Consider the following 12,005-nt stretch of genomic DNA (forward strand, 5'->3'; position numbering starts at 1 on the left):
GAGAAAGCGATTCAACCGTCGCATCCACGTGATGTCAAATCTTTGTTGGTTATGGCATCGTCCGGTCGAACCAATCCGCCTGATCGGACGCGGCGTGACGCAAACCATAGATCGAAGGAACGCCATCATCAGAAGCAAAGACAACAACGTAAGGAAACCGGTCAACCAGTGCGCCACGGAAATCACCGCCGATCCGACCAAATGAGTCGGGGCGATTGACGACATCGCGTATCGCAGACCGCACGTTAGCCCGGAAGCGGTTGCCGAGCGTGGAAGCAATCGAATCGTAGTAAGAACAAGCAGTAGCCAAGTCGACGGCGAAGAATGGATGGTAGCGTTCAGTCGCCATCGACACGTCGCCAGACTTCGTCAGCGTCAATTGCGATAGAAGGGTCCACAAGCATTTCGTCACGCCGACGTTGCATTTCGGCAAGCTCGTCAGGTGGTAGCGTTAGCGGTGCCGAAGCAGCCAAGTCGTCCCAGAGTTGCGTTACGATCGCGAGCTTCTGGTCGGGAGGTAGAGAACGAAGTGATTCTTGCAGCGTCATGGTTGCGTCCTGTAATGAGCAAGCGTTCATTGTACCACGCTAAATTCCCGTGGCGAACGGACGAAAAATGCACGAGAAGCGAAAGTTGCCAGCCACTTTCTCGGCTCACTCCACTGAGCACAAATATCCGGCCGATTGCGGAGGATCTGGTGCATGTGGTTGCTCATTATCGCGTACGAAAGAACGTCGACGGCGAACACCGACGCCAGAGCCTCCATCCGCCGACAAATTCATTCTTTGCGAAACGAGAAATCCTTGCCGGTTGCGTGATCAATTCCAGCCAGAAAGGCCCGGCGGACACATCGCTGAGGCCGCGGCATGGCTGTGCTCTCTATCTCGGAACCGACTGACAAGACATCTCTACCCTAGGCAGCGGAATTCAGGAGCCAAGGTTTGGTGGGTGGCAACAGCCAGCAGACCTATTCTTGGCGAATCCGGCTACGTGGGTGGAGCTAAATTGTGCCAACCATGATCCGGGGAGGTTGGAAAACTGGGCCGCAACGATTCAGAGGTCCGACTCGGCGCAAACAAAAACACGTCAGCGAGAACTGACGTGTGGATGTTGTTTCTGATTCGAAGCTTTGGTGAAGCTTAGCGGCTGGCTCGCAGTTGCCCGCGAGCTCGACGCACGGCGGCGTCTTTGATTTGAGCTTGCTCGGGAGTGCTGCTGGGCATGTCCAACGCCTCCGCCAAGGTCTTGGTCGCTTCGTCATTGTCGAGCAAATCCACAGGGATCGCTCGGCCAGTCAAAACGTTCACGACATCATCTTCGACTTGGGCGAAACCCCCGTCGACGAAGTAACGTTCGGGTCCGCTGACCGTTTGCAAACGCAATACACCGTAGCCGAGACGGCCAATCATCGGTGCACGACCGCGCTGAACGCCCAGTTCGCCATCGAACATCGGCAAGGCTACAAAGTCAGCTTCCCGATCCAATTCGGTTCGTTCGGGCGTGACGACGACACATCGAATGGACATCGGTTACTTGGACTCCATCTTCTTGGCTTGCTCTTCGGCTTGCTCGATCGCACCGACGTACATGAACGCTTGCTCGGGCAAGTGATCGTACTTGCCGTCACAGATTCCTTCGAAGCTGCGAATCGTGTCTTCGAGCGACGTGATCTCACCAGGTTTGCCGATGAAGACTTCTGCGACCAGGAAGGGCTGCGACAGGAATCGTTCGATGCGGCGTGCGCGGTGAACGATGGTCTTGTCTTCTTCGCTGAGTTCGTCGACACCGAGAATCGCGATGATGTCTTGCAGCTCGCGGTAACGTTGCAAGATCGTTTGGACGCGGCGGGCGATCGTGTAGTGACGGTCGCCGACGTACTGAGGGTCCAAAATTCGCGAGTTCGAAGCCAACGGGTCGATGGCAGGATAAATCCCTTTTTCCGAAATCGAACGCTCAAGATAAATGAACGCGTCGAGCTGACCGAACGCCGTGGCCGGTGCGGGGTCAGTCGGGTCATCGGCAGGCACGTAAACGGCTTGCACCGATGTAATAGCACCTTGCTTGGTCGAAGTAATCCGTTCTTGCAGGGCACCCATTTCAGTTGCCAGCGTGGGCTGATAACCCACAGCCGATGGCATCCGTCCGAGAAGTGCGGACACTTCCGAACCCGCTTGCGAGAAGCGGAAAATGTTGTCGACGAACAACAGCGTGTCAGCACCGGTTGTGTCGCGGAAGTATTCCGCCATTGTCAGTGCGGACAAAGCAACACGAAGACGTGATCCTGGTGGCTCGTTCATCTGACCGAACACCATGCAGGTTTGCTCGATCACGTTGCGGCCGGTCGAACCGATCTCGGTTTCTTGCATTTCCAACCAAAGGTCGGTGCCTTCGCGAGTTCGTTCACCCACACCGGCGAAGACCGAGTAACCACCGTGGCTCGATGCAATCCGAGCGATCAGCTCGGTCAGAATCACGGTCTTGCCCAGACCCGCACCACCGAACAAACCAGCCTTACCACCACGAACAAACGGGGTCAAAAGGTCAACAACCTTGATGCCCGTTTCGAACAACTCCGTGTTCGTCGACAGTTCGTTGACGGGAGGAGCTTGACGGTGAATGGGCCAGTAATCGTCGGCTTGGACATCACCACGTTTATCGATGGGTTGACCGAGAACGTTGAAGACGCGGCCCAAGGTGGCTTTTCCGACAGGAACCGAAACTGGCTTGCCAGTGTCGACGACGTCCATGCCTCGCATCATGCCTTCGGTCGAGCCCAAAGCAATCGCACGAACGCGACCACCGCCGAGGTGTTGCTGCACTTCGCCGGTCAGGTCAATCGTGACCCCTTTGTGCTCGCTTTGGATTGTCAAAGCGTTGTAGATCTTTGGCAGTTGACCTTCAGGAAACTCGGCATCAAAGGTTGAACCGATGACTTGAGTGACGCGGCCGGTGGCGGTTGCAGTGGACATGAGGGAGAAGCTCCTAGCGGTTAGCTACTAGCAATTAGCTTATGAATTGAATGGGGTGGTGTGTTTGCTGTTACGATTCGTCATTTGAAAATCGATGTCTCAAGTAGCTAGTGGCAAGTCGCTAGAAGCTCTCAAGCTGCCCGAGGGCATTAGCCTTCCAGGGCCTCGACACCGCCGATGATTTCCATGATTTCGCCGGTGATTTGACTTTGACGGGCTCGGTTGTAGGTCATCGACAACTGTTTGATCATATCGCCAGCACTCTCGGTGGCTCCCTTCATCGCGATCATTCGAGCGACTTGCTCGCTCACCGCAGCATCCAGGAAACACTTGAACAACTTGACTTTGAAACTGGTCGGCACGACCTCTTCCAAAATGCTTTCCGCCGATGGAAGGAATTCGTATTCAGCATTGGTGTCGTCTGAACCAGCCGATTCGGAATCCGATTCGTCAGCCAGTGAACCAAGTGGAAGCAAGGTTTCGATCACGGCCTCTTGCTTCGATGTGCTGATGAACTTGGTGTAGACGACATCCAACCGGTCAATTTTGCCGGTGATGTATTCGGCCAAGTAACCTTCAGCGATCTTCTCGACGTCGTCGTATGCAGGTTGATCTTCGAACTGCAGGAACTGCTGTTCGGTGTCGATGCCACGAAACTTCAAACCGTTGACACCGCGTTTGCCGCTGGCGTCGATGATGACGTTCGGAATCGATTCGCGAAGCGATTTGATGCGGGGCAGAGCGGTTCGCAAAATCGACGCGTTGTATCCGCCGCACAAACCACGGTTGCTGGCCAGAACCAGAACGCGAGTCGTGTTGATCTTTTCGCGTTGTTCCAACAGCGGGTGCTGCACGTCCAACCCGGCATCAGCGAGCCGCGAGACGATTTTGGTGATCTGCTCGGTGTAAGCCGTGGCCGCGGCAGCGCGGTCCATTGCTTTTTTGTACCGAGCCGTTGCGATCAGCTCCATCGTCCGCGTGATCTTGCGGATGTTGCGAATCGACTTGCGTCGTTTATCGAGGGCACGTGCGTTGGCCATGAATCACTCCGCCTTTCGGGTTCAGGCTGCAGGGGTGGCGGGTTTGTAGACAGTCTTGAACTCTTTGACCGCCGCAACGATGCGTTCAGCGATTTCATCGCTCAAGGCTGGCGTCGCGGTCAGATCGCTGATCAACGAGCTGTGCTTGTCATGGACGTATTGCAACAATTCCTTCTCGAACCTTTGCACTTCTTTGACAGCAACGTCATCGAGGTGACCGTTCGTACCGGCATAGATGCTGATGACTTGCTCAGCGACCGAAAGCGGTTGGTACTGAGGTTGTTTGAGCAACTCGACCATGCGGTAACCACGATCCAGTTCGGCCTGGGTCGCCGGATCCAAGTCGGTACCGAGCTGGGCGAATGCTTCCAAAGCACGGAAGGCAGCCAACTGAAGACGCAAACCTCCGGAGACCTTCTTCATGGCCTTCGTTTGAGCGGCACCACCCACGCGAGAAACACTGATACCAGGGTTCATAGCGGGACGAACGCCCGAGAAGAACAAGTCAGGTTGAACGTAGATTTGACCGTCGGTGATCGAAATCACGTTGGTTGGAATGTAAGCCGAAACTTCGCCTTCGAGCGTTTCGATGATCGGAAGGCTGGTGATCGATCCGCCACCGAGCTCATCGGACAACTTCGACGAACGTTCGAGCAAACGACTGTGACAGTAGAAAACGTCACCGGGGTAAGCTTCGCGACCTGGTGGGCGACGCATCAGCAAGGACATTTGGCGATACGCGGTGGCTTGTTTGGACAAGTCATCGTAGACGACCAAGGCGTGTCCGCCGTTGAACATGAAGTGTTCGGCCATCGCGGTTCCGGCATAAGGAGCCACGTACTGCATAGGAGCAGGCGAACTAGCACCAGCGGCGATGACGGTGGTGTATTCCATCGCACCGTGACGCTCGAGGACGTCGACGACCGAAGCAACGGCGGAGTCCTTTTGCCCGATGGCGATGTAGAAACACTTCACGCCCTGACCCTTTTGGTTCAGGATCGCGTCGATCGCAATAGCGGTCTTTCCGGTCTTTCGGTCACCAATGATCAGTTCGCGTTGACCGCGTCCGATCGGGGTCATCGAGTCGATGGCCTTGATACCGGTTTGCAGAGGCTCGGTAACCGGTTTGCGTTCAGCAACACCCGTCGCGATGATTTCCACCGGGCGAGTGATGTCGGTTTGGACGGGGCCTTTGCCGTCCAGTGGGTTCCCGAGTGGATCGAGAACGCGACCGATAACTGCATCGCCGGCTGGAACGGACAAAAGCGTTCCGAGTGCTTTGACTTCTTGACCTTCTTCGATCGTCAGGTAGTCACCCAGAATGATGACCCCGACGCTGTTTTCTTCCAGGTTGAAGGCCAGCCCGATCGATCCGTTGGCGAACTCGACCATTTCACCGGCCATGACGCCGGACAAGCCGTAGACGCGAGCAATCCCGTCACCAACTTCCAAGACCGTTCCGACTTCGCGGACGTCAATTTTGTTATCGAACTGTTCGATCTCGGCCTGCAAGACAGAGGCGATCTCGTCGCTATTGAATTTCACTGGACCGTACCGTGTTTTCCGATGGTGGTTTGTGCGTAAATGTTTTGAGGTGGAAGTTCAGTCGCCGCGTTGGATCACGACGATGAACTGAATCGATCCGACTGTTCGATCAATTGGCGAGCGAAACCAGCCGCAGCGGCCTTGCCGAGCTTGTCCAACCGGCTGGCGACTGACGAATCAAAAACGGTGTCGCCGACTCGGATCACCATTCCGCCGATCAGTCCGGTATCGACTGACTCACGAAGGCGAACGGTTTTGCCAAAGCGGCTGGAAAGTTGTTGGGTGACTTCACCACGAAGCTGTTCCGTCATTGGAACCGCCGTGCGAACTTCCGCGACGACTCGTCCTGCGGCTTCGTCGAACAACTCGACCGCCGCATCACGAACTGCGACCAAGTAACCGAGTCGACCACGTTTGGCCATCACCTTCATCAGCTTGACCAAGGTTGGATGACTGTTCCCACCAAACAAACGATCCACCACACGGCATTTTTCGCCAGCGTCGATTTGCGGCGATTGAAATGCGAGTTGCAGCTTGGGGTTGTGCAACAAAGCTTCATCGCAAATCGCGTTCAAATCGCTGACGACCGCATCGGTGGATCCATCCGCTTGAGTCGCAGCGAGCAACGCCCGAGCGTAGGTCTTGCCGAGTTTTTCGGCGCCGACGTCAAGGACGGTGGAATGCGAGGCGGTTTCGGACACGTTGGGGGTCTCGTCGGTTGAGCGTCGTAGGAATTTCAGGGAAGGAAGTTTGACCACGTCAAAGGCGTTAGTTCTGGCTAGGCAGCCGTTCCATCGATTGACGAATCAAATCCGCGTGATCATCAGCCGACAATTCGCGACCGACGACACTGCGAGCGACTTGCATCGCCAAATTGGACGTTTGTCCGGCCATTTCAGCCATCGCAACTTTCTTTGCATTCTCGATGTCCGACAAAGCTCGTTCGCGTTGGGCGGCGGCTTCCACTTTGGCGGCATCGACAATCTTCTGACCGTTTGCTTCGGCGTCACGGCGAGCATCTGCCAGCATCGTTTGAACTTGGCTGGCTGCCTCGTCCAATTTCAACTGGTAATCGCTCAGCATTTGCTTTGCTTCGGCACTGGCCTTCTCAGCCGATTCCAAATCTTCGCGAATCTTTTCTTCGCGAGCCTGCAAACCGCCCAGGACGGCTGGCCAAACGAATTTGGACAGAATCGCCAAGACGCACAGGAAGATGATCAGGTTCCAAATGGCCGACCCACCGTCGAACGACAACAGAGGAGTCGCTGCATGGTCCTCGTCGCCGTGACCATGTTCGTCTCCGGCGGCTTCATCGTGCCCATGGTCATCACCTTCGTGATCATGGTCGTGATCGCCATCTTCGCTGTCCGCCGCGTCCGCATGAGCGTCCACCACGGTCACTTCATCTTGTGCTGCCAACGAGCGTGCAGGTGAAACCACCAACAACACCAATGAGGCCAGCAAAGTGAGCGAGCTAATTGCAAGCAAGCGTTTCATCAAATTCGACCTAGCTGCGGCACAACAGAATGAACACCAATGCGATGACGGTCGCACCTTCGATCAGTGCAGCCGCGATGATCATCGCCGTTTGGATGCGTCCACCAGCTTCAGGCTGACGTGACATCGCGTCGACAGCACTGCCACCGATGCGACCAATGCCCAAAGCGGCACCGATAATGATCAATCCGATTCCGATCCCCAGACCCATGCGGCCGAAGTCGTAGGAAGCGATTTCTTGGGCCAACATCATTGCCAGTTCTAACATCTTCAGATTGCTCCGTAAAAATTTTGAGCGAGTGAAAGGGGAAAGGTGTTTTTTGAGTGCGGAAGAATAGTCCAACCAAGTCGAACCGTCATGCCACCCTGCTGTAGTTTCGTCAGAAAGGAGCCGAAAAAGGTTTCGGTCCCGAACGCCTGACGGCGCGAATCAAAACAGTTTGCGGACTCAGGGCAATTTCGTCGTGCTCTGAGCCTTGAAAACGAGCGACAAAATGCCACATCGCTTTCCGTTCATTCAAGTCGACCGTCGCGGGTCTTTCAAAACCGATCAGGCACCCGCTGGATGACTGGCACCCACGGCTGGACTGATGCGACTGGGGTCAAAAATCTTGTCTGGGTCCATTTGGTTGGCGTCCGTCATTGCGTGCGGGTCGTCGTCCAAATGCTCGTCGTGTTCATGAGTCGCCATCGCGGCGATGAACAGCACGGTCAGGAAGGTGAAGATGAACGCTTGCAGGCAGCAAACAAACAATTCCAACAGTGTCAGCGATGTTGCCACCAAGACAACGGGGACGCTGACCGCGTATCCCATTCCCTTGCTCGCTTCACCAGCCGCGAAGATCAGACCAACAAAGGCGGCGAGCACCAAGTGGCCGGCCATCATTGTGCCGAATAACCGCATGGCGAGCACGAAGCACTTGACCAGCAAACTGAGCCATTCGAGTACGTACAGCATCAACGCGATGGGCAGCATCAAGATGCCGCCATCCCAGCCAATGGGGTTGAAGTGATTGAAGAAGTCCTTGGCACTGGTTTCGCGAATTCCGATGAAGATGATCGCAATCAGCGAGGTCAGAGCCAGCATGCTGGTCAACGACAGGTTCCCGGTGGCACTGCCGCCCCAATGCGAATACGCGTCGTTTCCAGTGATCAACTGCAGCATGTAGCCAAACGGGATCACACCCAAAATGTTGGCAAACAGGATGAAGAAGAACACCGTCCAGATGTAGTGAATGTATTTGTCGGTCAGGCCGTGCAGGTTCGGGTAAGCGACCTCATCGCGAATGAACGCACAAATCGTTTCGAACAATTGCGACAACCGACCGCGAGTCTGGTAGCGGCCCAAACCTTCGCCGTGAAAGATGCTGATTTTTCGTGAGCACAACACGCCGGTGATGATCAACAACAAACCGACCACTGCCGTCATCATCAAGTGATTGGTCAGGAAGAACTCGTAGTAGCCATCCCGGATTCCCAGAGCGGGGACGTTTGTGTCCTCGCCACCAAATGGGATTTTGAGCAACGGCGAATCATGCAACGCGTGCGGAATCGCGTGATCGGTCGGATCGTGACCGGCTGCGGCTAAGAATGGCAACATGACAGATGAAATTGGGTCGGGATGATTTCAGGCACCGTCACGGCGAGCGAACCGTGCGATCACAATGACTTCGACGGCCAATAAACTGACGTGCCAGAACAGCAACCAGCCGGCGGTCCAAGTCTCGGGAGCGTCCAAGTAATAACTACTGGCCAAAAACAACGCAACGGTCCCGCTGATCCGAATCAGCATCCCAGCCAGAAAGCCTTGCGTAGCCAGCCACCGGTCTGTGCTGATCTGGACCGACATCAATCGCGGAAAGACCGAGGCCAAAGCGATCACCCAACTCGCGATCGCCAACTTTCGCCACAACAAAAAGGGACTGACCAGCGACACAATGCCCCAGGTCGAATTTGGCGAAATCGCGTTCTCAGCGAAGCTCCCCGCGATCACCAACAGGCACAACACCAGCCAAACCACGGTGATCGCCGCAACCGTGATCAAAATAACTCTGCTCGAACTCGCTCGTGCCAAAGGTCCTTGCCTACGAAGAAATGGGCGTTTCAAACACGTTCCGAAGGCTGATTTCACGACGGAAGCTGATTCACCATCAAGATGAGCCGGTAGAACCCCAAACAGAATCCGACCAAAACTCCGGCGATTGCGATATACGGGGTCTCGTTTCCCATCCATGGATCGAGCCAGTAGTAACCCATTGCGCCCAGCAGCAAGGGAAATGACGCCAATTCGAACCCCGCGGAGGCCAACCGAAGCATCGGCTGCGTGTTGCCGCCGTCGCCGTTTCGTTTCTTTGGATCACTCATGCCAACCCCCTCTCCTAAGCTGTTTGCTCGATTTTCTCAGCGAGTCAGTTATAGTGTCGCGAACATGATCTCACCCAATGCTTCGCCAATTCGTTCTTCTCGAACTGTGCAAAGATTGGACGATCAGAGGGTTTTTGTCATCCGAGGGTCCGTCTTTTCGCTTCTCAATCCGGCTTTTCGCCAATCGGACACTGGAACATTGAGCATCCCCTTGCCATAATAGTTGGGCAGCAGATTCCCCCGTTAAGGTGCGATCACTAACCGATTATGCCTCCTTCCCCAGCATTATGCCTGGGTGAATTTTGGCATCAATCTGTTGCCTCAAATCAACCATTCACGCCTCTCCGGCCCCCAACCTTGGGGTGTTCAGTGAGGCGTTCATCTCGAGGAGCCCACCTTGATTAGTACTGTTGATCTACCGTCGCAAACCCGTCGCGAATTGGCTGAAATCGCCAAGAACTACGGAATCACAGGTTGGCACTCGATGCGGAAAGATGACTTGATCAGTGAGATCAAGAAGGCACAGCAACGATTGCGCCGAAAAGCCGCCAGCGATGCAAAGAAAAGCCGGGCAGGGGCCGGTGCTGGATCCGCCAAGGCGAAAAGCACTTCCAAACCTAGCGAGCCAAGAGCCGCCGCCAAAAAATCTCGCTCCACAACGAGCAGCAAGGCTCCCACCAAGTCTCCAGCTCGCAAATCTGCCACCAGCAAACCAAAAACGACCGTGCGAACTCGCCCGGACGCACCGATGACGGACCTGACCGAACCCAAGGTCTCCGCAAAAACCGAACGCATCCGGGCTGAAATGCGTCGCCGCCGCGAATTGGTTCAAAAACGCAAGGATCTATCAACCGGAACGCTGGTTGCCGGATCCGCTGTCACCGACGGTGCGCAGCGTCACCGTGCTGATGCTCCTCACAAGGATCGCATCGTCCTGGTCGTTCGCGACGCCTATTGGTTGCAGGCCAGCTGGGAGATCACCCAAACCAGCGTCCAACGCGCTCAGTCAGCGATGGCCGAAAAATGGCACACCGCCGTTCCAACGCTGCGTTTGCTGGCCGTCGGTGACGTGACCAGCAACAGTGCCGAAACGGTTGCCCGCGATATCACCGTGCATGGCGGAGTCAGCAACTGGTACGTCGACGTCCAAAACCCGCCGTCTCGCTACCGCGTCGCAATCGGATACTTGGCCAGCGACGGTGAATTCCACTGCCTGTGCCGCAGCAACGTGGTCGAAACCCCCGTGCCCGGCGATTGCCAACGTCTCGACGAACACTGGCAGGACATCGCCGAAGATTACGAGCGAATCTACGCTCTCAGCGGCGGATACGAATCCCGCAGCAACGATCTGCGAGAAGTCTTCGAAGAGCGTCTTCAACGCAAGATGCCTCATCGCAACGATTCGGGCTCGACCACCGGCGATCCCTCGTTGCTGCGTCAAACCAAACTGCGTTTGGATGTCGAAGCCGAACTGATCGTGTTTGGAAAAGCCGACCCAACCGCCTCGGTGATGGTTGGCGGACATCCCGTCAAACTGCAAAACGATGGTGCCTTCACCGTTCGCATGGAATTCCCCGACAAACGTCAGGTACTTCCCGTGACCGCCGAAACACGCGATGGTCTTCGCCAACGCACCACCGTGATCGCGATCGAGCGAAACACGAAAGTCATGGACACCGTCGAACTTCAAGAGAACAACTGAGCATGACCTCTCACTCCACCCTGTCGCGGCGTTTCGCCGCGACTTTTTTGTTGGCATCCGCAGTCCTCTTCTCCGGATTCGCCTCCGCAGACGACACATCCAAAGCCGAATCAGCCGACGATTCGCTAAGTGTCCTGATCATCACCAGTGGTTGCTGCCACGATTACGACTTCCAGGCCAAAGCCATCCAGATGGCGGCGACGAAAGCCGGCGTCGAAGCCAAATGGACCGTCGTCAACGATGGTGGCAAAGGCACCCAAGCCGAGATCGACTTCTACGGCGATGAAGATTGGGCCAAACCGTTCGACGTCGTTATTCACAACGAATGCTTCGCCGCAACGACCAACCCCGATTACATCCGCCAAATCACGAAAGCCCACCACGCTGGCGTTCCCGCCGTGGTGATTCACTGTGCGATGCACACCTATCGTGACGCGGAAATCGATGACTGGCGCGAGTTCCTCGGCGTGACCAGCCGCCGCCACGATCACCAAAGCCACTACCCAATCAAAGTGGTCGCGGAAGACCATCCGGTGATGCGTGAGTATCCCGCCGCCCACGTGTCCGCGATGGACGAGCTGTACATCATCGAAAAGGTTTGGCCCAACACGACCGTTTTGGCGACCTCCAAAAGCGAGCGTGATGGCAAATCGCATCCCGTCATTTGGACCAACCAATACGGCGACGCTCGCGTTTACGGAACGACCTATGGTCACTCCAACGAAACGTTCCAGGATGAAGTATTCCTGGCTAACTTGGTCCGCGGCATGCTCTGGGCCGCCGGTCGCGTCGAGTAGTCTGAGGCCCGGCCGCAAAGCGGTCGTGCGACTCTTAAATGCTGTGCCAGCAGCGTCTTGAGAACCCCGCCCGACGAAGGAGGTCGTGCAG

14 protein-coding genes and 1 pseudogene are annotated in these 12,005 nt (G+C 55.8%); 2 read left to right on the forward strand and 13 right to left on the reverse strand.

The genetic code is table 11. The annotated features are described in order from the left end of the window. Nucleotides 1-49: 49 nt before the first annotated feature. From RE6C_RS18185 to RE6C_RS18250, 13 genes and pseudogenes are all read right to left on the reverse strand, one after another. A complete protein-coding gene (locus tag RE6C_RS18185) occupies nt 50-349 on the reverse strand; it encodes a hypothetical protein (RefSeq protein WP_039962475.1) in 300 nt (99 codons plus the stop codon). Continuing rightward, the gene (locus RE6C_RS18190) at nt 339-548 is read right to left on the reverse strand and encodes an addiction module protein (RefSeq protein ID WP_008658860.1); all 210 of its coding nucleotides are present in this window, start codon (nt 546-548) and stop codon (nt 339-341) included. The genes RE6C_RS18185 and RE6C_RS18190 overlap by 11 nt, the downstream gene beginning before the upstream one ends. Nucleotides 549-619: 71 nt before the next feature. After that, nucleotides 620-868: pseudogene (locus tag RE6C_RS32965) on the reverse strand (hypothetical protein); the annotation flags it as partial. Between the two features lie 271 nt (nt 869-1,139). Continuing rightward, nucleotides 1,140-1,526 carry a F0F1 ATP synthase subunit delta/epsilon gene (locus RE6C_RS18200; RefSeq protein WP_007327186.1) on the reverse strand — a complete coding sequence of 129 codons (387 nt, stop codon included), beginning with the start codon at nt 1,524-1,526 and terminating at the stop codon, nt 1,140-1,142. A 3-nt stretch (nt 1,527-1,529) separates the two neighbouring features. Next, complete coding sequence (gene atpD / locus RE6C_RS18205) at nt 1,530-2,969, reverse strand: F0F1 ATP synthase subunit beta (RefSeq protein ID WP_007327184.1); 1,440 nt, start codon at nt 2,967-2,969, stop codon at nt 1,530-1,532. Between the two features lie 149 nt (nt 2,970-3,118). Then, nucleotides 3,119-4,009, reverse strand: coding sequence for an ATP synthase F1 subunit gamma (gene atpG / locus RE6C_RS18210; protein ID WP_008658863.1), 891 nt, complete (start codon nt 4,007-4,009; stop codon nt 3,119-3,121). Between the two features lie 21 nt (nt 4,010-4,030). Further along, nucleotides 4,031-5,554 carry a F0F1 ATP synthase subunit alpha gene (atpA, locus tag RE6C_RS18215; protein WP_007337274.1) on the reverse strand — a complete coding sequence of 508 codons (1,524 nt, stop codon included), beginning with the start codon at nt 5,552-5,554 and terminating at the stop codon, nt 4,031-4,033. Between the two features lie 74 nt (nt 5,555-5,628). Beyond that, complete coding sequence (gene atpH, locus RE6C_RS18220) at nt 5,629-6,312, reverse strand: ATP synthase F1 subunit delta (protein ID WP_008658867.1); 684 nt, start codon at nt 6,310-6,312, stop codon at nt 5,629-5,631. A gap of 10 nt (nt 6,313-6,322) precedes the next feature. Beyond that, on the reverse strand, nt 6,323-7,051 hold the full coding sequence (gene atpF / locus RE6C_RS18225) for a F0F1 ATP synthase subunit B (RefSeq protein ID WP_008658868.1): 729 nt from the start codon (nt 7,049-7,051) through the stop codon (nt 6,323-6,325). A gap of 10 nt (nt 7,052-7,061) precedes the next feature. After that, complete coding sequence (gene atpE, locus RE6C_RS18230; RefSeq protein WP_008658869.1) at nt 7,062-7,319, reverse strand: ATP synthase F0 subunit C; 258 nt, start codon at nt 7,317-7,319, stop codon at nt 7,062-7,064. Between the two features lie 282 nt (nt 7,320-7,601). Further along, complete coding sequence (gene atpB, locus RE6C_RS18240) at nt 7,602-8,651, reverse strand: F0F1 ATP synthase subunit A (RefSeq protein ID WP_008658871.1); 1,050 nt, start codon at nt 8,649-8,651, stop codon at nt 7,602-7,604. A gap of 27 nt (nt 8,652-8,678) precedes the next feature. Then, nucleotides 8,679-9,095, reverse strand: coding sequence for a hypothetical protein (locus tag RE6C_RS18245; protein ID WP_008658872.1), 417 nt, complete (start codon nt 9,093-9,095; stop codon nt 8,679-8,681). Nucleotides 9,096-9,178: 83 nt separating this feature from the next. Then, a complete protein-coding gene (locus RE6C_RS18250) occupies nt 9,179-9,415 on the reverse strand; it encodes an AtpZ/AtpI family protein (protein ID WP_008658873.1) in 237 nt (78 codons plus the stop codon). 397 nt (nt 9,416-9,812) lie between these two features. Between RE6C_RS18250 and RE6C_RS18255 the strand changes: the two genes are divergently transcribed. Further along, the gene (locus RE6C_RS18255) at nt 9,813-11,117 is read left to right on the forward strand and encodes a DUF4912 domain-containing protein (RefSeq protein ID WP_039962480.1); all 1,305 of its coding nucleotides are present in this window, start codon (nt 9,813-9,815) and stop codon (nt 11,115-11,117) included. A 2-nt stretch (nt 11,118-11,119) separates the two neighbouring features. Beyond that, complete coding sequence (locus tag RE6C_RS18260) at nt 11,120-11,914, forward strand: ThuA domain-containing protein (protein WP_008658875.1); 795 nt, start codon at nt 11,120-11,122, stop codon at nt 11,912-11,914. Nucleotides 11,915-12,005 lie beyond the last annotated feature (91 nt).

It is taken from the genome of Rhodopirellula europaea 6C, from assembly GCF_000338295.1.
In the GTDB taxonomy this organism is placed as follows: domain Bacteria; phylum Planctomycetota; class Planctomycetia; order Pirellulales; family Pirellulaceae; genus Rhodopirellula; species Rhodopirellula europaea.

Coding starts and splice junctions, on each gene's coding strand:
- RE6C_RS18250 (WP_008658873.1), bottom strand. CDS start 9,415: ATGAGTGATCCAAAGAAACGAAACGGCGACGGCGGCAACACGCAGCCG.
- atpG (WP_008658863.1), bottom strand. CDS start 4,009: ATGGCCAACGCACGTGCCCTCGATAAACGACGCAAGTCGATTCGCAAC.
- atpE (WP_008658869.1), bottom strand. CDS start 7,319: ATGTTAGAACTGGCAATGATGTTGGCCCAAGAAATCGCTTCCTACGAC.
- RE6C_RS18190 (WP_008658860.1), bottom strand. CDS start 548: ATGACGCTGCAAGAATCACTTCGTTCTCTACCTCCCGACCAGAAGCTC.
- RE6C_RS18260 (WP_008658875.1), top strand. CDS start 11,120: ATGACCTCTCACTCCACCCTGTCGCGGCGTTTCGCCGCGACTTTTTTG.
- atpB (WP_008658871.1), bottom strand. CDS start 8,651: ATGTTGCCATTCTTAGCCGCAGCCGGTCACGATCCGACCGATCACGCG.
- atpF (WP_008658868.1), bottom strand. CDS start 7,051: ATGAAACGCTTGCTTGCAATTAGCTCGCTCACTTTGCTGGCCTCATTG.
- RE6C_RS18200 (WP_007327186.1), bottom strand. CDS start 1,526: ATGTCCATTCGATGTGTCGTCGTCACGCCCGAACGAACCGAATTGGAT.
- atpD (WP_007327184.1), bottom strand. CDS start 2,969: ATGTCCACTGCAACCGCCACCGGCCGCGTCACTCAAGTCATCGGTTCA.
- RE6C_RS18185 (WP_039962475.1), bottom strand. CDS start 349: ATGGCGACTGAACGCTACCATCCATTCTTCGCCGTCGACTTGGCTACT.